30 protein-coding genes are annotated in these 23,002 nt (G+C 37.6%); 26 read left to right on the top strand and 4 right to left on the bottom strand.

The genetic code is table 11. From position 1 onward, the window contains the following. Window positions 1-55 precede the first annotated feature (55 nt). Genes J3U13_RS09665 through J3U13_RS09650 form a run of 4 tightly spaced genes read right to left on the bottom strand, consistent with a single transcriptional unit; the run spans window position 56 to window position 3,345 of the window. Window positions 56-1,777, bottom strand: a complete 1,722-nt coding sequence (locus J3U13_RS09665; protein WP_267341763.1) for a hypothetical protein — start codon at window positions 1,775-1,777, stop codon at window positions 56-58. 15 nt (window positions 1,778-1,792) lie between these two features. Beyond that, window positions 1,793-2,791, bottom strand: coding sequence for a hypothetical protein (locus J3U13_RS09660; protein WP_267341762.1), 999 nt, complete (start codon window positions 2,789-2,791; stop codon window positions 1,793-1,795). Window positions 2,792-2,802: 11 nt separating this feature from the next. After that, complete coding sequence (locus J3U13_RS09655) at window positions 2,803-3,108, bottom strand: helix-turn-helix domain-containing protein (RefSeq protein ID WP_160424309.1); 306 nt, start codon at window positions 3,106-3,108, stop codon at window positions 2,803-2,805. Window positions 3,109-3,153: 45 nt separating this feature from the next. Further along, window positions 3,154-3,345, bottom strand: a complete 192-nt coding sequence (locus tag J3U13_RS09650) for a DNA-binding protein (protein WP_065567015.1) — start codon at window positions 3,343-3,345, stop codon at window positions 3,154-3,156. An 81-nt stretch (window positions 3,346-3,426) separates the two neighbouring features. On the opposite strand from J3U13_RS09650, the gene J3U13_RS09645 reads away from it, so the two are divergent. From J3U13_RS09645 to J3U13_RS09520, 26 genes are all read left to right on the top strand, one after another. Further along, window positions 3,427-3,834, top strand: coding sequence for a helix-turn-helix domain-containing protein (locus J3U13_RS09645; RefSeq protein ID WP_267341759.1), 408 nt, complete (start codon window positions 3,427-3,429; stop codon window positions 3,832-3,834). After that, on the top strand, window positions 3,831-4,415 hold the full coding sequence (locus J3U13_RS09640; protein ID WP_267341758.1) for a hypothetical protein: 585 nt from the start codon (window positions 3,831-3,833) through the stop codon (window positions 4,413-4,415). The genes J3U13_RS09645 and J3U13_RS09640 overlap by 4 nt, the downstream gene beginning before the upstream one ends. Window positions 4,416-4,424: 9 nt before the next feature. Further along, a complete protein-coding gene (locus J3U13_RS09635) occupies window positions 4,425-4,796 on the top strand; it encodes a hypothetical protein (RefSeq protein ID WP_267341757.1) in 372 nt (123 codons plus the stop codon). A gap of 114 nt (window positions 4,797-4,910) precedes the next feature. Continuing rightward, entirely contained in the window at window positions 4,911-5,777 is an 867-nt protein-coding gene (locus J3U13_RS09630; protein WP_267341756.1) for a hypothetical protein, read from the top strand. An 8-nt stretch (window positions 5,778-5,785) separates the two neighbouring features. Continuing rightward, a complete protein-coding gene (locus tag J3U13_RS09625) occupies window positions 5,786-6,031 on the top strand; it encodes a hypothetical protein (RefSeq protein ID WP_267341755.1) in 246 nt (81 codons plus the stop codon). Next, window positions 6,021-6,401: a hypothetical protein gene (locus tag J3U13_RS09620; RefSeq protein WP_085165888.1), complete on the top strand. Its 381-nt coding sequence runs from the start codon at window positions 6,021-6,023 to the stop codon at window positions 6,399-6,401. The genes J3U13_RS09625 and J3U13_RS09620 overlap by 11 nt, the downstream gene beginning before the upstream one ends. A gap of 86 nt (window positions 6,402-6,487) precedes the next feature. After that, window positions 6,488-6,904, top strand: coding sequence for a putative holin (locus J3U13_RS09615; RefSeq protein WP_267341754.1), 417 nt, complete (start codon window positions 6,488-6,490; stop codon window positions 6,902-6,904). Window positions 6,905-6,906: 2 nt separating this feature from the next. Continuing rightward, window positions 6,907-7,530, top strand: a complete 624-nt coding sequence (locus J3U13_RS09610; RefSeq protein WP_267341753.1) for a transglycosylase SLT domain-containing protein — start codon at window positions 6,907-6,909, stop codon at window positions 7,528-7,530. Then, window positions 7,523-7,990, top strand: coding sequence for a hypothetical protein (locus J3U13_RS09605; protein WP_267341752.1), 468 nt, complete (start codon window positions 7,523-7,525; stop codon window positions 7,988-7,990). The genes J3U13_RS09610 and J3U13_RS09605 overlap by 8 nt, the downstream gene beginning before the upstream one ends. 104 nt (window positions 7,991-8,094) lie before the next feature. Continuing rightward, window positions 8,095-8,298 (top strand): hypothetical protein, encoded by a 204-nt coding sequence (locus J3U13_RS09600; RefSeq protein ID WP_267341751.1) that lies wholly within the window; start codon window positions 8,095-8,097, stop codon window positions 8,296-8,298. Continuing rightward, the gene (locus J3U13_RS09595) at window positions 8,295-8,597 is read left to right on the top strand and encodes a DUF2730 family protein (protein WP_065574282.1); all 303 of its coding nucleotides are present in this window, start codon (window positions 8,295-8,297) and stop codon (window positions 8,595-8,597) included. The genes J3U13_RS09600 and J3U13_RS09595 overlap by 4 nt, the downstream gene beginning before the upstream one ends. A gap of 6 nt (window positions 8,598-8,603) precedes the next feature. Beyond that, window positions 8,604-8,900, top strand: coding sequence for an ArsR family transcriptional regulator (locus J3U13_RS09590; protein ID WP_267341748.1), 297 nt, complete (start codon window positions 8,604-8,606; stop codon window positions 8,898-8,900). Between the two features lie 2 nt (window positions 8,901-8,902). Further along, the gene (locus J3U13_RS09585) at window positions 8,903-9,451 is read left to right on the top strand and encodes a phage protein Gp27 family protein (protein ID WP_267341747.1); all 549 of its coding nucleotides are present in this window, start codon (window positions 8,903-8,905) and stop codon (window positions 9,449-9,451) included. After that, on the top strand, window positions 9,451-11,130 hold the full coding sequence (locus J3U13_RS09580; RefSeq protein WP_267341746.1) for a hypothetical protein: 1,680 nt from the start codon (window positions 9,451-9,453) through the stop codon (window positions 11,128-11,130). The genes J3U13_RS09585 and J3U13_RS09580 overlap by 1 nt, the downstream gene beginning before the upstream one ends. Continuing rightward, window positions 11,130-12,626: a DUF935 domain-containing protein gene (locus tag J3U13_RS09575; RefSeq protein WP_267341744.1), complete on the top strand. Its 1,497-nt coding sequence runs from the start codon at window positions 11,130-11,132 to the stop codon at window positions 12,624-12,626. Before J3U13_RS09580 ends, J3U13_RS09575 begins: the two co-directional genes overlap by 1 nt. Further along, window positions 12,619-13,848 (top strand): PBECR2 nuclease fold domain-containing protein, encoded by a 1,230-nt coding sequence (locus J3U13_RS09570; protein ID WP_267341743.1) that lies wholly within the window; start codon window positions 12,619-12,621, stop codon window positions 13,846-13,848. Before J3U13_RS09575 ends, J3U13_RS09570 begins: the two co-directional genes overlap by 8 nt. Then, window positions 13,823-14,428 (top strand): phage virion morphogenesis protein, encoded by a 606-nt coding sequence (locus tag J3U13_RS09565; RefSeq protein ID WP_267341742.1) that lies wholly within the window; start codon window positions 13,823-13,825, stop codon window positions 14,426-14,428. The genes J3U13_RS09570 and J3U13_RS09565 overlap by 26 nt, the downstream gene beginning before the upstream one ends. Window positions 14,429-14,659: 231 nt before the next feature. Next, window positions 14,660-15,736 carry a hypothetical protein gene (locus J3U13_RS09560; RefSeq protein ID WP_267341741.1) on the top strand — a complete coding sequence of 359 codons (1,077 nt, stop codon included), beginning with the start codon at window positions 14,660-14,662 and terminating at the stop codon, window positions 15,734-15,736. A 66-nt stretch (window positions 15,737-15,802) separates the two neighbouring features. Further along, complete coding sequence (locus tag J3U13_RS09555; protein WP_267341739.1) at window positions 15,803-16,162, top strand: hypothetical protein; 360 nt, start codon at window positions 15,803-15,805, stop codon at window positions 16,160-16,162. Between the two features lie 60 nt (window positions 16,163-16,222). Continuing rightward, a complete protein-coding gene (locus tag J3U13_RS09550; RefSeq protein ID WP_267341737.1) occupies window positions 16,223-17,149 on the top strand; it encodes a hypothetical protein in 927 nt (308 codons plus the stop codon). A gap of 51 nt (window positions 17,150-17,200) precedes the next feature. Then, window positions 17,201-17,722 carry a gp436 family protein gene (locus tag J3U13_RS09545; RefSeq protein ID WP_267341736.1) on the top strand — a complete coding sequence of 174 codons (522 nt, stop codon included), beginning with the start codon at window positions 17,201-17,203 and terminating at the stop codon, window positions 17,720-17,722. After that, the gene (locus J3U13_RS09540) at window positions 17,719-18,168 is read left to right on the top strand and encodes a hypothetical protein (RefSeq protein WP_267341734.1); all 450 of its coding nucleotides are present in this window, start codon (window positions 17,719-17,721) and stop codon (window positions 18,166-18,168) included. Before J3U13_RS09545 ends, J3U13_RS09540 begins: the two co-directional genes overlap by 4 nt. 17 nt (window positions 18,169-18,185) lie before the next feature. Continuing rightward, window positions 18,186-18,419, top strand: coding sequence for a hypothetical protein (locus J3U13_RS09535; RefSeq protein ID WP_267341733.1), 234 nt, complete (start codon window positions 18,186-18,188; stop codon window positions 18,417-18,419). A gap of 18 nt (window positions 18,420-18,437) precedes the next feature. Further along, the gene (locus tag J3U13_RS09530) at window positions 18,438-18,947 is read left to right on the top strand and encodes a hypothetical protein (protein WP_267341731.1); all 510 of its coding nucleotides are present in this window, start codon (window positions 18,438-18,440) and stop codon (window positions 18,945-18,947) included. 72 nt (window positions 18,948-19,019) lie between these two features. Next, the gene (locus J3U13_RS09525) at window positions 19,020-19,436 is read left to right on the top strand and encodes a DUF6631 family protein (protein WP_267341729.1); all 417 of its coding nucleotides are present in this window, start codon (window positions 19,020-19,022) and stop codon (window positions 19,434-19,436) included. A gap of 214 nt (window positions 19,437-19,650) precedes the next feature. Further along, a complete protein-coding gene (locus tag J3U13_RS09520) occupies window positions 19,651-23,001 on the top strand; it encodes a phage tail length tape measure family protein (RefSeq protein ID WP_267341727.1) in 3,351 nt (1,116 codons plus the stop codon). Window position 23,002 lies beyond the last annotated feature (1 nt).

The following is a 23,002-nucleotide window of genomic DNA, read 5'->3' as shown; positions in this document are numbered from 1 at the left end:
GTTGTACCGTCTGCGATTGCTGTAACGGGCGTTGTAAATGTACGAATCAGTGATTCTAACGAATCAGTGATTCTAACGAATCTTCGGGAACACCATCTTGATAACGAGCGGATAGCCACTTATTTTCATCAGTTGTTAATCTGCGACCGATTGAACTGGTAATACGCATTAAAGCCGCGGTTAGCGTTAATGTTGTGGTAGCTGGCTTTAAATGTTCCGGTGTTTCAATTTCATTGCCTTTTTGTTCAAAGTAAGCAGGATGATTAATATCTCCTAGATAACTGAGTGTATTGAGCTGACCGCCGAACGGTGCTACTTGTTTTTGCTTCGCTTTTTTGATTTCATCTTCGGTCATGTTTGGGTATGCCACTTGATCCATCGCTTTTGTTGCTTGTTCAATTTCAGTATCACCTTTAGATTTATATTCCTCGCCAATCACTGGTGCATCTAAACGTTGTCCAAACTTATCAAAATTGCGATCTGGATCAACACGATAAATCAGTGCTTCACCGTCATAACGGGGGACTTCAATTTGAATAGCACAATCACCGTAAACTAATGAACGCACACTGACTTTATCTTTAACAGTAATACCATCTAAGCCTTTTAAACTATAAATCAGTGAACTGTCAGCTTGAGGATGTTTGAAACTAATGGTTAAATCCGCTTTAACTTGGCGCTCTTGTTCTCGACTTGCCATTAATGCTTGGCAAATTTCTACTGACGGCAATATTCGTAATTGTTCTGCTGTAATATGCTGCCAAAGCGATTGACGTGATACAGGTTCAGCAAGTCCAATACGACGTAAACGTGTATCTTGTCCTGGCAGTCTGTTGGCGTTATAGGCTTCTGCCCAGTTCATTGCTGCATGATTTAATTCATCAATACTGCTAACTGGTTGAAATTTTAAACGACTTTCGAACTGTGTTTCGATGATATTATTGGCATTTTCCACACCACCTTTGGCACGCGCATTACCTGCCTCGTGCTCAAGGTATTTCACTTCCAAATGGTCCAATAAGTTTTTGATAGCTGATGAAGTATTGGATGAACCTTTATCCCAGTAAAGCAGCTGTGGTACACCATGAAATAAACGTCCATCTTGCTTACCCCACGCAAACATTAAAAATTGGAATAATGAATGTTGGTTTTCGCCAGCAGCTTCAACATACCACGGTATAATCATTCCTGATGCCTTGTCGTATAAAGTGTAACGCCAAACCTTATATTTAACTTTTGCGTAATTTTCTAACTTGTTTTTATAAAAATCCCGATCCCGCATAATATGTTGTTTATTTTTCATGTAATAAATCAAACATAGTGACGGATCGATTTCGTGAACGTGGTTCGGATGTAATGCACGTAATGATTGCACAGGGTTAGCAGCTTGTTGTGCTTTTACATTTAGCTTCCTTTGTCTCATCAAACGGTTTAGAGTTGCATTACTCACATTAATCTCATGCCCGTTTTGCTCAAGTATGCCACGAGCGGTGGTGGTGAACATGGTTTGTTTGCCATTATCACGTACTGATTCACGGTTCATTGTTGCCAGTGCTAACAATGAATCAGTTGAAACAAATATTTTTCCTTTATCCGTTCTAGCCTTACGCTCACTTGACCAACCGCAAACTTTTTTTAACTGTCTGTAGATTGTTTGTCTTGAATAACCTAAAAATGTTTGTGCTTCATCCAATATCTGACCACGTTGACCGTGACCAGCATTATCAAGTTTGATGGCAACATTATTTAGATATTCACGAATATTCGGCGCGATCATCATAATCACCTGTGTTTAATTGTTTAATGCTTCATTAATAATGTTGTCACCATCGCTCAATGCAGGTTCAATATCATCGGCAAAGTTCATCCATAATTCACGGTAAGTGGTTTTGGACTGTGCAACAGTTAGTTTTAACGATTCGTGTAGTGTCATCAATGTGATCACCAGTGATAGTGGTAATGAGTATGGTTGTTCAGGGTCATAATTAGGATCACTTTTTATGTTCTCTTTTTGGAAGTTATCCATTAATTGCACATATTGGCGTTGTTGTTCTAGTAGTTCATCAATGCGTGATTGTGTTTCTGCTATCTGTTTTTTAAATGGCTCTAAACGCTCATCAAGTGGTACGGTTTTCATTTCAAATTGAGCCAATTTGATTGCTAATTCTTCCTTTTCTTTCGCTACATCAGCATTACGTTTGCTTAATGCTTTGTAGTCAGCTTGCAAATTACTATTTTCTTTTTTGAGCTGCTCTTTTTCTTTAGCATTTTTAGCAATAAACTCTTCTGCTAACTCAACTAAGGCTTCTTTATCGCCTGCTTTAGCAACTTCAATTAATGCCGTTTTTTGGTCTTCGGGCAGTTTGCGGTATTGGCGTAATTCACGGTAGCCAATGCCCATTTGAGACATACTTTCAAGAGCCTCTTCTCCGAATTCTTTTAAATTTTGAATATCTAAATCAGCCTTCTGTACAGATATACCTAATAAATTACAAAATTCTTCCCAAGTTCCTGTTAAAAAGTCATAACCGTTAGGACTTTTTTTACCTTTCAAATTACGATATAGTTTGTTTTCTTTAACAAAATTTAATTTAGAAGTCCTAACTGTTAGGGAAAATTTAGCAAAAGCATCAGCCATTTGAGCCTGACCTAAAAGTTGGTTAACTAGGTCACGTTCTTCGTTATATTCACTTTGAATACTAGTCATGGTATTCATTGCGTCATTAATCCCTTGCTCATCAATTGCAGGTAGTTCAATTTCTTCTTTTGCTTTGTTTGCTTGTCTTGCCATTTTGGTTATCCTTATCTTGCACCAGCCGTAATACGCTGATTGATTTCTGTTATTTGGTCTTGCATTTTAGTGATGTGAATTGCATGTGCTTGGGCTATTTGCAACATTTGCACACTATGAGCAAACAAACCATTATCTAACTTAATTACTAGTCCTTCCTCGATTAGTGTTTGAAGTGAACGCGTTACATTAACAGGTGATTCATTGATCATCTTTGCGATATCGCCATTAGATAAACCCGTTAATGTATAACCTTTAAGCGCTTTTAGTACCTTAAGTATCCGAGTACCAGATGTTGAAATTTGTGATTTGTTCATGTTTTTCGCCCTTTTTCTGTATATGAAAAACTGTTACAATCAGCATTAGTAAGCTTGTTTTAAGCCAAGTTTTACTGCTATATCGTGTGTTTTACCGCGATGAGCACGACTTAAACCGTTTAAAACGTTATAAACAACAACGGGGTGGTAACCATTTTCAATCGCCCAGGATTTGATAGTTTTACCTTTTTGTTGAAATTGTTGTTTAACTTGTTCGGGAGTGAGAACTTTAGACATTTTTAGCTCCTTGGATATAAGTTATTAATAAGTGATTTATAAATTATGGTATAAATATTTATACCTGTCAAGATAAAAAGTATGCAAAAAAATATCGGATTAAGACTAAAAGAAGAACGTGAACGTATGGGCCTTAGCCAAGTTGCTATGGGAGAAATTGCTAATGTAAAGAAATTAACTCAACTTAATTATGAAAAAGGTGAGAGATTTCCCGATGCGTTATATTTATCTACATTAGCCAATTTTGGGTTAGATGTTCAATATGTTGTAACTGGTATTAGAACAACAAATAATTTATCTATTGATGAGCAAGATTTAATTGACAAATTTAGAACAGCACCATTGGCAATTAAAGCGGCAGCCTTAGGTGCACTAACGGCAGGAACGGCTCAGCAGGCAGGGGTTAATATTTCGAATAATACAATTCGAGGTGAAGGTCAAATTGCTGGTGGAAATATTTATACAACTAGGAGGCGGAAAACAAAGTGACGGTTAGACTTCAGGATAATACGGCAGAACAAATAGCTGGTAGAGATATTTATAATATTACGTCAAGTAATGATGAAGAGTTAGATACTCGCCCGTTGGTTCCCGCTCAACGAAAATCACTTCATAGTTTAATTTCTGATATTGAAAACTATGGGGAGTTAACGGTACGGGAACTATGGCTTAAACTACACGCTACTCTTGGTGTTTGTAGTATTAATGAAATAACTGTTTCACAATTTCCTATTGCTGATAAATTTTTAACTGATGAATTTGAAGCAGCTAAAGAAAAAGCATCTTGCAAAATGCTTATCCATTTGATTCTTTGTGAAATTAATGACAAAGATGAATTAAAAAATAAGATGAATCATTACAGTAAGCGGCAATTTTGTACTTCAGATTTAAAACGGCTTAATAAAATGCAGTTACAAAATGTATTAAATTATGTTGAAGAACTTTCTAATTTAGAGAAATTAAATAATCAAAATTTATATAACCAAACAATAACTTTATTCAGAACTCAAATAAAACCCACGTTAGCAATATTTGCCGTGGGTTTTATTTTGGGGGCGATTATTTTTTAAGGATTAAAGATGAAAAAATTATGGTTATTTTGTATTTCGATTTTATTAGTGAGTTGTTATAACCCAAGTAAGTTGGCTGTTGACTTAGGAAAAGAGAGAGCTGAAAAACACTTGAAAGATCCAAAATTTAGCCGAGTATACTTTGTAGAAGAAAATAATAGTTCCGATGATGCATTTCGTAGTTATGTCTGTGGCTATGCTGATTTTAAAGACATGTATGGTAATTATTATGGTTTCCCTCTTCGTTTTTTTGTTAAAGTTGATATTACAAAAAATGGTTCACTAATCGATACAGAAACATCGAACTTTACTATTGAACCATTGATTAATAAAGAATGGTTTGAGAAAAAATGGAAAGCTAATTGTAATAAAAATGATTAAATTTGGGATTGGCTGAAGCACTCAAAGATGCGAATAGGCGGTTGGAGCAATTAAAAGAAGTTGAAGAGAAGAATTGTAGCGAATAAAAAATATTTTTATGTAAGGAATTAAATAATGACAAATCAAACAGAATTTTCAATTGTTTATGGTGGTGACGCATACTCGGATAATCAAATTGATGCCAGAACATTAGGTAATGCACTTTCTTCACTAGCCACACTAATAGAGCATTCAGATAAATTATTAAATGGTGAAGGTGCATCCCCTAAACTTACAGTAAAAGCCCATAAAGAAGGCTCTTTTGAAGTTATCTGTGAAGCTATAGATATATCACGAAATACATTAGAAGCCTTAGGTTTAACAACAGGTACTGGAACAGCAATTGGATCCATTTGGGCTGCGCTTGATATAATTAAAGGTAAAAAGATAGCTGAAATTAACACAGATAAAAGATCTGGTATATCTAAATTAACAGTTGGTAATAAAGAACTTGAATGTACAGAAGATGTAAAAAAATTACTAACAAGCCAAGCTATAAGAAAAGAAATTGACCAGTTAGTCTATAAACCATTACAAACTGAGAAATCATCTTTATTTAAATTAAAATCAGATGATCAAGAAATACTTACAGAAGTGGAAAAAAACTCAGCAAAAAGCTTTAAAAAAAAGAATGTTCTCGTTCAAAAAGATATAGAAACAGAAGAAAAAGAAGTGAATGTACATTTCGCAAAAGTTAATTTTTCTTCAGTTAGAGGATGGAGCATTATTTTACCTTCAGGTGAACAAATTACAGTAGCGATGAATGATGAAAATTTTTTAGAACGTGTTAATACAAATCAAACTAGATTTTCCAAAGATGATTTATTTGTTGTATTATTACGAACAGAAACAGTAACAGAAGAAGATATAATAACAAAAACAACTTATTCTATTGATAGAGTTATTAGGCATCGTGCAGCTAAAGAGCGCAGAATAATTTAGGTAAAATTATGTCCATTTTTGATATTGTAACTTGTATAACAATATTCATCGTAACCATTTTATTAGTTAAAGGTGGGATAGTTTGGTTATATACTAAATTTAAACCTTTAAAATATATTCAATTAACTGTAACTGATAACAATGGTGTAAAACATAGTAAAAAATTATTTCTAGATGATGAAAATTTTATTGATGAAATTTTGGATATAAGAAAAAAACAAAAATTAGTACGAGGAAAGCATCGTGCTAAGTAAAAAGGCCTATTTAGCTTTTCAGGCTTTTTTGGTGTCTGTTTTTACACCGTTGTTAGATAACCTGTGCGCTTTACATGAATGGACTATTGGGTATAAAACTTACAGCCCTGCAGTTTCCGTTTTTATTGCTTATTATATTGTTGTTTTTTCCTCTCGTTATTCATTCAAAAGTTTAGAAAAATGTAGATACGAACATGCGCAAACTGAGTATTTGGAAAAGATAAATAAACAGCTTGGCATGGATATCTCTGATGAAAAAAGAGTTGAATTAGAAGAATTGCGAGATGATATTTTATCTAAAGAACTTGATATTTATCAATTACAATTGAATGCTTGTCAAAATGACTTTAAAAAGAGCTTGGAAGACTAAAATTAATCTGCCCCCGTTCAAATTACATTTCAAGTAAGTAAGATCATAATAACCTCATACATTACTAATTAATTATGAGGTTTTTTATGGAACACCCTATCAAAAAATTATCCCAAATTCGTCTGCTTAAATGGTATTTAGTCGCTATTACTTTATTTGCAATTATTACGCTACTATCACCTCAACAGTTGCCTGTTGTAGTTTATAAACTATCTCTTGTTTTACTTTCTGCTGTTGTTGGTTATCACCTTGACCGTGCGCTTTTCCCTTATGCATCTCCTGGAGGTTATTTATATAACGATTGGAAAGAGTTTGGTCCTGATTTTTATACCAAGCAATATATTGAGTCTTTAGAAAACAATGAACAACCAGAGGCAATGGATTCCAAAATGTGTGCGGAATACCCTGTTCTTGATGAGTATCGAACTCTGTTTGCGGTTGTTCTGATTCGTCGGGCGTTGATTGTTTCCGCTGTGATTCTTGGCGTAACACTTGGATTATAGCCATGCGTTGCTTAACCTTACTTATTGTATTTATGCTATTTAGTTGTCATTTAACGCCTGCTATAGCAGGTGTACCAAATGATGCTAAGCAACATCAACGGGAACTGACACGTAATGCACGTGCAATTTTTGGTCTTGATGCGCCAATTGCATTGTTTGCAGCGCAAATTCATCAGGAATCAAGATGGAAAGTAAACGCAAAATCACATGTGGGTGCTCAAGGTTTGGCTCAGTTTATGCCAACTACGGCTGATTGGATTGCAGGGGCTTACCCTAAATCATTGGGTAGTAATGAGCCGTACAACCCATCTTGGGCACTGCGTGCCTTAGTTCAATATGATTATTGGTTATATCAACGTGTAAATAAAGTGGCTAGTGATTGTGACCACTGGGGATTTGTTTTATCAGCTTATAACGGTGGTTTGGGTTGGGTTAATCGTGATCGTCAGCGAGCAAAACGAGAATACCAAGATGCCACACACTACTGGGGTGTAGTTGAAAATATTAATGGCGGACGTAAGAGCATTAATTTTAAAGAAAACCGTGATTATCCGATTCGCATTATCTACCGTTGGCAGCCTGTTTATATTTCTGAGAATTGGGGTTTAGGAGTTTGTAATGATTAAAAATATATACAAATTAATCAAAAGTTTTTTTGTGAGCAATAAAAGTTATTTTTTGTTGGGAATAATTTTGATTGTTGGTTTTGGTTCACTTTACCAATTAGGTATCAGTCATGGCAAATCAATGGCTAAACAAGAATATATTGCTTTAGAAGCACAACAAGCAATGGATACTTTAAGTCAATTGATTGAGAGCACAAAGCAACTAACTAAAACCGCTAATGATGCAAGTTATTCATTGTCACAGCAGATAGCAGAAAGGAAATTATATGATGAACAATCAACTCAAGCATTACAGGATGCACTTAACAAAACGGCTAATGATCGCAGTCATTGCGTGTTTGATAATAGTGTCTTGCAGTTCATCGACTCAGCCCATGCAAATGCCGCTCAAGCAACAACCCATGGTTTTACCAGCACAACTGACGGTACCATGCGAATTACCCGTAAAACGGCGAAATAATACGGCGGATGGTTTAGCTGAAGCCTTAAAACATCTTTATGATCAATACGGGCAGTGCTCAGGTCGACTTATTGAACTAATAAAATATATCAACGAGGTAAACAATGGATAACGCTGATTTAGCATCAACTGTTGAAATGGAAGCACGAGAACGAATATTAGCAAAACATCAAGCAAAAACGGGAGTATCAAGCCTGTATTGTCGAATCTGTGAAGAGCTTATAGCTGAAGCACGTCGAAAGTTAGTCGTTACTGATTTATGTATTGAATGTGCAGTATTGGAAGAAAAAAGGAATAAACAACGATGAATTTTAATGAACTTACCTTTAACTGGCAGTTTCTGCAATGGGCTGTAATGGCGGTGGTTGGCGTTTACTCATGGTTAATTGGTCGCCAATCGGCTAGCCAAAAAGAGCTACTAGACTTACGTATTCGAGTAACACAAGTTGAAGAGACGGTTAAGTCATTACCAACTCAGCATCAGGTAACAAAATTGATTGAAAAATTAAGTAGTAATGAAGCTACTTTAAATCAGTTATCTGATCGGCTTTCAGGATTATCTCGTCAATTAGATAACATTAACCAATTTTTATTAAAGAACAAGTGAGGAATTATGAGCTACGCTGAATTTTTAAAAGAAGATCAACGTTTGGTTATTTTGCGTATCTTATATGAAATGCCAAGTTATAGCAGTAATTCTAGTATTATCTATAGTGCGTTAGATCACTATGGCCACGCTATTAGTCGTGATCAAGTTAAAACCCATTTAAGTTGGCTTGGACAACAAGACTTAATTAAAACCGAAACAATCGGTAGTGTTGTTGTTGCTCGTTTAACCGATTTTGGTGCTGATGTGGCCACTGGTAAAGTTGTTGTGCCTGGTGTAAAACGTCCAAGCGCAGGAGCGTAATTATGGGACGTAAATCAACGATCCACAAACTAGAGCCTGAGGTACGTAGTTATATTGAGAAACTACTACGAGCAGATCAACTTACTCTTGATGAAATGATTGCAGAGCTGCAACAAAAATTCCCAAGTACTGATACGCCAAGCCGTTCTAGTCTTCACCGCTATCAAAAAGGTTTTAATGAAATGACTAATAGCTTACGTGAAATTGAAACAGCATCACGTATTTTGGTTGATGAACTTGGTGATAGTGTTGATGATAAATCAGGGGCACTACTTGCTCAGGCTGTTACAACGCTGGCAACGCGTGCTGCATTTAAGGCGCATGAATCAGAAGATATCACTATCAAGGATATTAGTTTTTTAGCGAAAGCCGCTAAAGAAGCCATGCAAGCCCGTCAATTAAGTTTTAAAGAGCGGCAGGAAATCGAAAAAGCAGCACGTGACAAGTTATTGCGCGAGCAAGAGTCAAATCTTAATAGTGTAGCCAAAGCACAAGGTCTTGATGAAAATTCAATCCAATTCTGGAAAGAAAAAGTATTAGGGATCAAATAATGAAGCAACTTGCATCCACCGTTAGAGTGATTGAATGGGAGGAATTACCCGCCCGTGCCCGTGATATTCCTGATAATTTTAATCCGTTATTTGATGGCGTGTTGATGAAACACCAAATTGAAGCGTTAAAAATTCAAGCTGCTATTTTAGCTATTCCGAAAGGTCGTCGTACAGGTATTACTTTTGCATTCAGTTTTGAAGCGGTACTTGTCGCTGGTGCTCGTAAATCTGCTGGTGGTATGAATGTTTTCTATATTGGTGACACAAAAGAAAAAGGCCTTGAATTTATCGGCTATTGTGCCAAGTTTTCTAAAGTTATTGCCGAGCAACAATCATCATCAGTATCAAGTATTGAAGAGTTTCTATTTGAAGATGTTGATGAAAATAAAAATTCACGTTATATCACGGCGTACCGAATTCGTTTTTCATCAGGCTATCAAATTACGGCGTTATCTTCTCGTCCCGCTAATATCCGTGGTTTACAAGGTTTAGTCATTATTGATGAGGCTGCGTTTCACCAAGACGTACAATGTGTACTTGATGCCGCAACAGCTTTATTAATCTGGGGAGGTCGCATCATCGTTATTTCATCACATAATGGTAAATTCAATCCATTTAATCAATTTGTTATCGATATCGAAAACGGTATATATGGTGACACAGCACAAGTTTACCGAGTGACATTTGATGATGCTGTTGCTAACGGTCTATATGAACGTGTTTGTTATATGAAAGGAGAAGAGCCAACCATTGAGTCAAAAAAGAAATGGTATACAACAATTCGTAATTCATACGGACCAAATAAAGCCGCTATGCGTGAAGAGCTTGATGCTATTCCTCGTGATGGTCAAGGTGTCTGTATTCCGGGTGTTTGGATTGAACGTGCTATGCGTGAGGAACGTCCAGTATTGCGCTTGATCTGCGGTGATGATTTTGCTGAAAAAGATGAATTAGATCGCATTTCGTGGTGTGATAACTGGATTCAGCAAGATATAGAGCCATTGATAGCAGTCTTAAATCACCAACATGAGCATGTTTTTGGAATGGACTTTGCTAGACATCGCCATTTTTCAGTTATTTGGCCAATGGCTATTGAACAAAATTTAATGCGTAAAGTGCCATTTTCGGTTGAGTTAAATAATGTACCATCCGCTCAACAACAGCAGATTTTATTTTTTATTATTAGCAAATTACCGCGCTTAATGGGTGGTGCAATGGATGCTACGGGCCCTGGCATGGTTTTAGCTGAATATACAGCAGATAAATTTGGTCGACCATTTATTGCAGAAATTAATTTAAACCGCCAATGGTATGGACTGTGGATGCAAAAATTTATCAGCGCATTTGAAGATGGCACAATTGATATTCCACGTGATTCAAATATTGAGCAAGATTTACGTGCCGTACGCTCTGTTGACGGAATTCCAATGGTACCGAAACTGGAGAGGAAAGACTTAAAAGATCCTGATTTAGTTCGCCACGGTGACTCTGCAATTGCTGGCTGCTTAGCTTGGTATGCAACGTTAAATAAAACGGCACAAATTGAGGGACAATCAACAGGCGAGCGTGATATTTATCATCAGTTATATGGTTATGTGAATGATTCATCATTTGGACAATTTGCCGATACTGGTTTTGGAACAGTTCGTGGCGGTAACGATTTTGGAGGATTTATTTGATGTTATGGTCTAAAGGCAAAAAGCCAAGCGTTGAAACTGGCCGTGAAGTAGCCGGAACAGGTGATGGTAATGATATTACTCGTCCCTATGTGGGTGCACTAGCGCTACCCGATGATAGTGTGCTTCATAATCGGGGTGGTGGCCGTTTAGATATTTATAAAGAAGTTTTAAACGACGATGAAGTTAAATCAGCCTTCACCCAGCGTCAAGATGCGGTGATTTCACGCGAATGGAAAGTTGACTCAGGAGGTGATAAACCAATTGATACCGAAGCTGCCGACGCGATGAGTGAGTTACTAAAATCGATTGGATTTGACCGAGTGACTAAGTTAATGCACTACGGTGTTTTTTATGGTTATGCTGTGGCGGAGTTAATTTATGGCATCAAAGATAATCTATATTGGATTGACGATATCAAAGTTCGTGATCGCCGTCGTTTTCGCTTTACTCCAACCGGTGAACTGCGTTTACTGACACAAAATAATATGCATGAGGGGATAGCATGCGAAGCACCGTATTTTTGGCATTATGCAACTGGTGCCGATCATGATGATGAACCGTATGGACTTGGACTTGCTCACTGGCTTTACTGGCCAAGCTTTTTTAAACGCAATGATATTAAGTTCTGGCTTATATTTCTTGAAAAGTTTGGTATGCCAACTGCGGTAGGTAAATATGGAACAGGCGCAACAACCGAACAAAAACGTGATCTGTTGTCTCTAACTCGTGCTATTCAAACTGATAGCGGAATTATTATGCCGGAAGGTATGACGCTGGAATTATTGCAAATCGCCCGGTCTGGAGCTGGCGATTACAAAGCTTTTTACGACTCAATGAATGAAGCAATCAGGCGCGTGACCGTTGGGCAAATCACTTCTTCAGGTGGTGCATCTAGTTCAATCGGTGGTGATGAGTCATTACAAGCTGCGGTACTAACATCAATTGCTAAATCAGATTCTGATGTAATGTGTGAAAGCTGGAATCGTGGACCTGGTACATGGTTTACACAGATGAATTTTCCCGGTGCTGCTGTTCCTCAGGTTTCACGTATTTTTGATGAACCAGAAGATTTAAAATCAATGTCAGAACGTGATAAAAATATTATTGAATCCACTGGCTACCGCCCAACGTTAGCTCATGTGCAAGATACGTACGGCGGGGAATGGGAAGAAAAACCGCAACCAGCACCAGCAGAACCGATTGATGTGCAATCTTTAAAAAACGTTGATTTTGCCGAACAGCAACCGAATAACTTTGCACCTGTGTTGCAATCAAATCGTTTAAATACCGAGATGCAACCTATTACCGACCAATGGATTAATCAAATTAAAGAACTGGTTGATAGCGTACAATCATTAGAAGAATTACGTGATAAGTTATTTAAGCTAATTCCCGATATGCAATTAGATGAATATGCAAAGGTCATGGCTGAAGCATTAACAGCAGCTAATTTAGCAGGTCGCACAGAACTACTTGAGGATAGCAAAAATGGTTAATGTCGCATATGGCTCGTTGCCATTTAAAGAGCAAATTGAATTCTTCAGACGTAAAGCAAATGTGCCCACAAACAGCTATGTAGATATCTACAATAATGAGCATGATTATGCCTTTGTTGTGGCGGGTGCTAATCGTAATGCATTACTAAATGATTTTCGTGCAGCTATTGATAAAGCAATTAGCCAAGGTACTACACTGGATGAGTTCCGTAAAGACTTTGCTGAGATAGTAGAACGTTATGGTTGGAGTTATAACGGCAGTTTTAACTGGCGTACTCGTATCATCTATGAAACGAATTTAAATTCATCTTATCAAGCTGGACGTTATCAACAATTACGTGATGCTAAATTTCCATATATGGAATATTTGCATAGTGATTATGTTGAACACCCTCGTGAACTTCATCAAAGTTGGGATCATCTGGTATTAGATTTTAATGATCCTTGGTGGAATACTCACTTTCCACCCAATGGCTATGGTTGTCAATGTCGTGTTCGTGGGCGAACTAAAGGTGATTTAAAAAGAATGGGAAAACACCAACCTGACAAAGCACCAACAATAAATTGGGTTGATAGAGTGATTGGTGAAAATAGTGGTAATCCGCGTATTGTAAGAGTGCCAGAAGGGATTGACCCAAGTTTTGAACATATCCCCGGACAATCAAGACTTGATAATTTTGTACCAAATCCATTAGATACAGATCCAACTTTAAAACGAGGTTTACCATCAAGCAAAGCAACTGATGAATGGCCAGCTATCCGTGAAGTAAGTAAAAATAGACTGTTAGAAAAAGGCCTAACTGAAGCAGATTATGCCAATATTTTCTTAAATAAATTTGGCGCAACGTTAACTAAACCAGCTATTTTTAAAGATGTAGCCGGTGATGCATTAGTAATCGGTAAACAGCTTTTCACTGTTAGCAAAACTGGTGAATTGAAAGTTACAAAACGTGGTCGTGAGCAATTTTTATTGTTACTTGCGGATTCGTTAAAACTGCCCGATGAAATTTGGACAAGAATGGAATACTTTGATCATCTACAAAAATCGGTAGTTCGTCGGCGTTATATCTCGCGTTTTATGATTGATGGTGAAGTTAAGCCAATGCTTGCGGTATTTGAAGTGGGTGATGATGGTTGGCTCGGTGTGACGACATTTGCGCCTGATAACCCCGACTATCTAGAGCAACTGAGGGTTGGTGTTCGAGTGTTTAAACGAACATAAAATAAAACCCAATCACCGCCACGATTGGGTCGCTGTACGTGGGATTCGAGGCTTTGGCGGAAGCTGCCCGTACATACAAACTAGTATAGGTGAAAAAATGACTGGCGTAAATATTGAGTTTAATATACAAGATGCACTTGATGCTATGCTTTATATTGAAGCAGCCATAGATGATACTCAACGTTTATTTAGTCATATGGGCGAAGTATTACTTGATATTCATGAAGCACGCTTTAATGCACAAGAATCTCCAGACGGTATACCATGGCAAGCATTATCACCGTGGTATCAACAATCTAAACCCAAACAAAAAGATAAAATTTTAACGCTAGATGGTAATCTAAGAAGTACGTTGCATTGGCAGATTGAAGGTAATACATTATTGTTTGGTACCAATCTAGTGTACGGTGCTATCCATCAATTTGGCGGAATTATTAAACCCGTCAGCGCTAATGCATTAAATGTTGGTGGTCGTCCAGTAAAACAATTGGTAATTCCAGCAAGACCATGGCTAGGTATTAGTGCCCAAGATAAATTGCTATTGGTCGATGTTGTGCGTGAGCACTTGGGTTTTGCTTAAAACGCAATATAACGCGTTTTAAGCCACTTTACTAAAAAAGGCTAATTAGTTTGTTTACGAATCACTTTAATCGTGTTGTAAATGCTTTATAATAAGTTTTTAGTGTATATTTCTTCTATTATTTTGCCGTTCCCCTTTCCAAATCATTAAAAAATTATCTGCCCGCGTTCAGATTACCCTTTTCTCAAAATAAGTCATGATGCTCTATATCAATTTGTTGGAGCATTTTTTATGGCACTTATCCCCGTTTTTAAACCTGGTACGCATACTGCGGTAGATGGTCGAAAAATCACTTTTACTTTAGAAAACTGTATTGATTTAGCTGAAAGCTATGATCCAACGCTATCTGAAGCACCTGCTGTAATTGGTCACCCCAAATTAACTGCTCCTGCGTATGCGTGGGCAAAATCATTTGAAGTAAAAGATGGTTTGGTTTATGCCAAGTTAGATCAGATTAATCCAGAATTTGCTGAAGCCTATAATGCGGGAAGTTATAAAAAACGTTCACTTTCAATTTATTTACCAGATTCTCCAGGCAATCCTAAACCCGGTCATTACTATGCTCGGCATATCGGCTTTTTAGGTGCTGCAGCGCCGGCCATTAAAGGCTTGCCTGACGCCAGTTTTGCCGAATCTGACGGCAAGCAAGGTGCTGCCGAGTTCTCGATGGCTGATGAAGAATTTGATGAGAATTTGATTTCAATTTTAACTAATTTGCGTGACCTGCTGATTGAAAAAGCTGACATTGCCAGTGCTGACTTATTTTTACCGCAATGGCGCCTTGAATCATTGCGTGCAATATCCGACAGAAAACAAAAGGAGAAAGAAAAAATGCCACAACCTTTAGACGCTAGCTTTGCCGAACAACAAGCAGCAATTGATGCTAAGAATGCTGAACTAGCCAAACGTGAACAAGCATTGCTAGAAAAAGAACAAACTAACAAGCGTGCGGAATTTACTGCCTTTGCTGATGAATTAGTTAAAGATGGGAAATTATTACCTGCTCATAAAACTACAGTCGTAGAAGTATTTATGTCACTAGGCAATGAACCGATTTCATTTGCTGAAGGTGATGCAACTGTTAACAGTTTCCAAGTTGATTTAATCAAAAAAATACTTTCAGAGCGTCCTGCTTTTATGAACTTTGCTGAAAAATCGGCTGCTAGTGATAGTGAAGATAACGTTGATAAACAAGATCCAAAAGTTATTGCTGATGCGGCCAAAGCCTATCAAAAAGAACAGGCAGACAAAGGCAATACAATTTCAATTAGCCAAGCAGTTACGCATGTAACCAAAGCTAAAAAGTAAGAGCATTAATTACAGGATGATTATTAATATCAGCATCATTTTAATTTTAACCAAAAGGTTTTTTATATGAATATTCCAGGATTAACAGTAGCAAAAACCGCTGAAGGCGAAGTCAAACCACGCGTGATTGTCTGTCATGGTAGTGAAGATGGGCTAGCAAAAACAGCGATTGACGGTAACTCATTATTAATCGGTGTATCAACAATTGTTGGTGGCGGTGACGGTGAGGTTTTTGATGTTGTGCGCAGTGGGTTGGCACAAGTTTTTTATAGCGAAACAATTGCGATTGGTGATCCAATCACAGCAAATGCCGATGGTCGAGCGAAAAAAGCAAACAGTGGTGATTTTATTGTTGGTTTTGCTGAAGAAAATGGTAATGAAGGTGAGTTAGGCTCAATTTGGATTGCACCAAGTAAGCAAGCTTAATTTTTATTTAACTAATTGTCCATGGCCTTTGATAAACAATTTTATAAATAGGAGTTTTATATGCAACGTCCTTTTCCCGTTGAACCGCAGTTGACTGCAATTGCTATCGCGTACCGTAATAATAAGTTAATTGCCGATGAGGTTTTGCCCCGTGTGCCTGTTTCTAGCACATCATTTAAATGGCTTGAATTTGATTTTTCAGAGCGATTTACTTTGCCTAATACCAAAGTTGGTAGGACGTCACAACCGAATCAAGTTGAGTTTAGTGCCAAAGAAAAAGAAAGCTCAGTTGAAGATTGGGGACTCGATAGCCCTGTCCCTCAAGATGATATTGATACAGCCATTACAGGCTATAACCCACTTGGTCATGCCGTTGAGGCCACGACTGATTTAATTTTGTTAGATCGTGAGGTTCGAGCTGCAAATTTGCTATTTAATGGTGCAAATTACAGCAATAAACAAACATTAACTTCTGCACAGCAATGGAATAATCCTGATAGTGACCCAGTAGCATTAATAACGGATGCATTCGATGCAATGGTTCAGCGTCCAAATATCGGCACACTAGGACGTCGAGTTGCCACAATATTACGTCGTCATCCAAAGATTGTTTCAGCATATCATGGAAATGCCGGTGAAAGTGGTTTAGTTCCTCTCGGATTTTTAGCTGACTTATTAGAGTTAGAAGCTATTTATGTCGGTGATGCATTTTTAAATAGTGCAAAACCAGGTAAATCGCCAGCATTACTTCGTGCTTGGGGCAATAAAGCATCATTCACGGTACGCAATAAATTAGCAAATACTAAAGGTGGTGTGACGTTCGGTTATACAGCTCAATTTAAAGATCGTGTTTCGGGTTCGATTGTTGATCCTGATATCGGTTTACGTGGTGGTCAACGTGTTCGAGTCGGTGAATCGGTCAAAGAGCTAGTTGTGGCTAAAGATGCGGGCTATTTGTTTGAAAATGTTATTCCTGCAAATGGCTAATAATGTGAACTAAAACCAACAATAAATTATTGTTGGTTTGAGGGAGATAAGATGAATGTTCCATATATTACATTGCTTAACCTCGCTGAGCGCCCGGGTCTTATTGAACTGTCGCAAACAGTTGCTCAAGATGGTGAGATCCCTGTTTCGAGTGATTTACTTAGTGCAATTATTCATAAACAAGATACGTCTTCCTGGTCGACGGATGATGTGGCTGCGGCTCATGCAACGATTTCGCGCATTACTGAGTCAATCAACGATTCGGAAGCTGAAATCAATGGTTTTTTGCGTCAGCGTGGGCATAAGCTGCCATTAACTGTTGTGCCTCGATTATTGACAGATTGGGCACGCATTATTGTTCGTTACAAATTACATCGCAATCGTGTTTCTGATGAAAAAAGCGATCCTATCGTGCGTGATTACAAACAAGTTCTGGGCTTTCTAAAAATGGTCGCTGAAGGGAAATATTCGCTTGGTATTGATGACGCTTTGCCTGTCGCAGGTGGTGTACCAAAACAGACTGGACCGGTAAGAGTATTTGATATGAACACATTACGGGATTTTGGACGATGAGTAGCGCACCATTTGATGTATCAGTTATTGCAGAAAAACTAAAAGGTTTAATATCTGATAAAACCTTAGTTTTTGTTGGTACCAGTGCTGAATACAGCAAGCTGACTGATTTAACTTCAGTGCCTACCCCTGCTGCTTACGTTTTGCTTGGTAAGGAAACGCCGAATGATAAGCAAACAGGAACACGGCAGTCAGTAAGTGTTAATTTTGGTGTTGTGGTTGTTGCACGTGATATTTCAAGTCAAGCAACCAATATTCAAAATGTTAAACAACTAGCAAATCCAGTGATTGGTGCAGTGCGTGATTTGTTGATTGGTAAAACAGTTCAATTTATTGATGGAGTTCGTCCAGTCTCATGGGTTGGTGGGCAAACGTTAGGTTTTCAAAACGGCGTACTAGTGTGGATTGATTCATTTCAAACCCAACACTTCATTGGTAGCCGATAAAAGTTTAGGAGAAATATATGTCAGATTTATTAATGAGTTTGCAAGGTACCATAAACCTTGCCACCCGTAATACCGCCAGTTCACCAGCCCGCCCTGGTGCATTTCGGCATGTGGGTACCGCTGACTCTTGCGAGATGGAGTTAAGTGTTGAAACGGTAACACAAAATGAATCATATACAGGGCAACGTCTACAAGTTGGTGAATTAACACTGGGTAAAAGTGGTACGTTAAATCTTACGTTAAAAGATTGATCAATCGAAAACATTGCGTTGGCGCTTTACGGTGAAAAAATTACTGTTGATGCGGGTATTGTTACTGATGAAAAATTACCAACCGACTTAGTCATTGGTGACCGCATAAAGTTAGCTAACCCTTTTGTTGCTGATGTTGAGTTAAAAATTGCTGATGGAACTACATTAGTATTAGGCACAGATTATGAAATCGAATCAGCCCATGCAGGATTAATCAAATTATTAACTACAACGGCATTAACCGCAACGATAGATTATTCATACGCTAAGACTGAAAGCTTGGGCATTTTTACCCGTCAACCGCCTGAGCGTTGGTTTATGCTCGATGGTATCAATACTGACCGTGAAAATGAACATGTAATTGTGGAGCTATTCCGCGTTAAATTCAATCCAATTTCTAACTTCTCGTTACTACACAATGAGGGATACGGTGAATTACCACTTACTGCCACGGTCTTGGCTGATATGAGTCAAAACAAGGATAGTTCACTTGGTTATTTTGGCTCATACGTTCAAAAGGCGAAATAAATTTATTTTATTATGCGGTGATGTGTCACCGCTAATTATTCAACTCTCTAATTTTATTAGTAGGTAAATAACATGGCAGAAAAAGTGACAGCAACAAAAGAAGAATCAAATGATTTAGCAACATTAATGCCGAATCGTGAGATCGTGCTAGCTGGTGAAACAATTACAGTACGTGAATATTCATTTAAAGATGCACTAACTATTGGTAACGAAATTGACCAGTTCGTGACATTAATTGTTACAGAAATGAACGGTACAAACAAAATCACTATTGAGCAAGCCGACACAATTATTATGGGTAATTTAGAGTTGGTTTATTCATTAATCAGTACCTCTATTCAAAAACCGATTTCATTTATTGAAGCGTTGTCATATGAAGATGGTTTGCAACTATTAGATTGGTGGTGGGTTGTTAATTCTCGTTTTTTTATGAACGCGGTAACCCGCAAAATCATTCGGCAAAACGCTGCAAAACAGGCAAATCAGTAAGCTGGAGTGAAGTTTTTACATTATTAATTAAAAATGGACATGATGCGCAGCAGTTACCGCATTACACGCAACGCCAATTACTGCTGTATTACGATGAATCAATTAAGTTACAAAATCGAGAACGAGCCAATAGAGTTGAAGATATTTGTGTTGGCTTTAATGGTGGTAAACAAGTTACAAAGTTTGTAAAACAGTTACGCGGAGAGCAATAATAATGGCTAATAACGATATGAATATTGCAATGAAGTTCACTGCTGACGTGAATCGTGCTAAAAAAAATATTCATGAAGTGAGTGATGAAGTTAAAGATTCAGCAAAAACCATTCAAGAAGCAAACCGCAAAAACGCTGAAAGTTTTCAAAAATTATTTAATCAACAATCTGAATCATGGAAAAGAGTTCATATTGAATCTTTGTGGGATGATTACATCAAAGAGCAAGAAAAACTTGCTAAGGCACAAGAGGCAGCGACAAAAGTTACTAAAGCTCATCAAAAAGAGGTTGAGAAATTAAAATCTGGGTTGGATCAATTATTAGCAAGTATTGATCCAGCAACTAAAGGTTTAAGCCGATTAGATGCATTAGAAAGCAAATTAAGAAAATCAAAAAAAGCGGGCGTGATTGATAGTGATACGTTTGATGATTATCTTGGAAAAATCAATAACCAACGTGCTGCATTATCAACGGTTGAAACGCTAAATGAAAGTACTAAAAAATTAGATTTAAATACCAAAGGCGCCCGTCGTAGTATCGCCAGTATGTTTAAACAATTAGCGAACGGTAATTTTGCATCAGCGGGAAACTCATTGCTAACAATTGGTAATATGACTGGGCGATTACCGCCATTATTTAGCGCTGCCACATTATCGGTGGGTGTTTTCATCGCGACTTTTTACAAAATGTCCCAAGTGATAAGTACGATAATTTCAGACCAAGACCGGTTTAATCGTGCCTTAATTTCAACGGGTAATTATGCCGGTGCTACCGCAGGCGGGCTTGAGGCTATGTCTCAGCGTATCGGTAAAATTAATCATAACTACAGTGAAACACGTGGTGTTATTGCAGAACTGACATCAGCGGGGCGATTATCAGCAAAAACGATTGAAAATATTGCTACTGCATCAGCCTATATGGCAACTGTGACAGAAAAAAGTGCCCAAGACGCCGTTCAATCATTTAAAGGTATTGAAAATTCGGTCACTAGCTGGGCTGTTGAAAGTAATAAACAATATCACTTTTTAGATCTGGCTACTTATCAGCGTATAAGCGCATTAGAAGAACAAGGTAGAACCGAAGAGGCTATTGCAATCGCTACAGATAAATATGCTTCAGAGATGGAAGTCAGCGCTAATAAGATGAAAGAACAGCTAAATTGGTTAGAAAATGCGTGGCGACGCTTCAAAAATGGGGTTAGTGTTCTAGGTAATGAGTTAAAGAAAGAGCTTAAGTTTGATTTAGGATTATCAAGCTTAGAAGAAGATATTGAAAGAATGGAGAAAGCTAAAAAAAGAGGTTTTTTTATTGTTCCTGGGTCAGTATCTATTCCATATACTAAAAATGATGATAAAGCATTACAAGAAAAACAGACTCAACGAGATAAACTTCAAAAAGAAGCACAAGAAAAGCATGACACAGATGTAATTAATGAAAAAGCAATCAATGCCCAAAAGGAGCTTAATGAGCTACATAAACAAAATGCCAGTGATGCTGAAAAACAAGCCAAAGCGGTTGATGAATTACGTAAAAAATATGAAGTACTGTGGGCTGATGAAAAGGGTCGTAAAGATTTACAAGCACAAGGAGTTAAATCAAAAGACGGTAAATCATTTTCAGGCGGTCAATATGATAAAGATGTAAAAGAAATCACGGATAAACAGCTAAGACAATATAACGAACAATTAAAAAATAAAGTTGCGTTACAAGAAAAAAGCACAGCAGTTGCTAAAGCACTTTACGAAATTGAAAAAGGTCAGTATAAAAACGCTAGCCCAGAGCTCAAAAAAGAGATTATCGCTAATGCTCAATTGATAGATGAGCAAGAAGCAAAGAAAAAAGCAATACAAGAATCAGCCCGAGCGGCAAAATCTGCAGCACGTGAAACAGAGCAATTTATAAAATCGCTGGAATCACAAGCTGATAAGCAGACACAAAAAACATATGCAACTCGGCAAACGTTGATTGATTCTCAAAAATTAACATTAGAGCAACGTAATCGAGCTAATGCGGCAAATAATGCAATTACAGCACACGAAAATAAAAAACTTAATGACGAATTACAAAATCAACTCAATTCGTTATTGTTTGACCCAACCAGAATTAAAACAGCAGAAATTGATAGATGGTATCAAGCCGTTATAGCGCAACTTAAAGCCAATAAAAATATTGAAGGTATTGATTTAATTGACCAGTTATTGCCACTAAAAAAAGCTGAAGCAAATCTTGCCGAAATTTTAGCAAAAGTTCAGCAAGCACAATCACAACAGTCAATAAAAGAACAAAGTATACAAGCACAAGTAACTGCTGGTTTAATTACACAAATTGAAGGACAAAGCCAATTAGTTGATTTGCACAAGCAAACAGCGCAAGAACTTGCCAAATATTTACCTACTTTGCAAGCTATGACAACGCTTCCGGGTCAAGTTGGGGAAAATGCACAAAAAGCACTTGCTACACTTCAGCTGCAAATTGCAGAACTAAATAAAACTACCGATGCATTAACCAATGCATTTAAAAACGGGTTGCAAAGCGGTATCCAAGGTAGTCTTGATTCTTTAGCAAAAGGTACGTTTGAATTAAAAGACGCATTATTAAACCTTGCACAAAGTATCGTATCAGCAATGGCTCAGGTAGCAAGTAAAGGTCTTGCTGATATTGCCATGAATCAACTCAGTAATTTGGGTAAATCACTTTTTAGCTCAATAACCGATACAGCAGAAAATGCCAGTGCTATCGCTTCAGCAGAATTGATGAGCACAGCAATAACCTCTGCGACAAGTGTTGGTTCGGTTGAACTGGGCACTTCATTAACTACCGCAATGACAACGGGCACCGCAGGATTAACAGGTGCAATGGCAGGCGCATTTTCAAGTGGTGCAGCGACCTTATACACAGCAATTACATCGGCTAGTGCGGGTAGTTCTGCTATGTCTGGGTTAGCCGGTGCAGCATCTGTTGTGGCAGCGACTGGTGGTTATATCAGTGGACCCGGTACAAGCACATCAGATTCAATCCCTGCTCGCTTATCAAACGGTGAATTTGTTGTGAAAGCTGAATCTGTGAAAAAATACGGTCTCGACTATCTTCACGCTATCAATACGGGACGATTACATTATTATGCAACAGGTGGACCTGTTAGCAATGTCAATATTCCAAAAGCGCCATTACTTGATGATAACCAACAACGCAAAAGCTCACCAACTGTATTAAGTCCCGTTATTCAGCAAGAACTATTCATTGATGCGGGTGATATGGTCAGTCGTGGCATTAATAGTGTGACGGGTGGTAGAGCATTTAAAACATTTATTCGAGCAAATAGACAAACAATTAAACAAGATTTGGAGATTTAAT

It is taken from the genome of Gilliamella sp. B2887 (assembly GCF_026537015.1).
Lineage (GTDB): Bacteria > Pseudomonadota > Gammaproteobacteria > Enterobacterales > Orbaceae > Gilliamella.
This window is presented reverse-complemented; position numbering and strand designations above follow the sequence as displayed.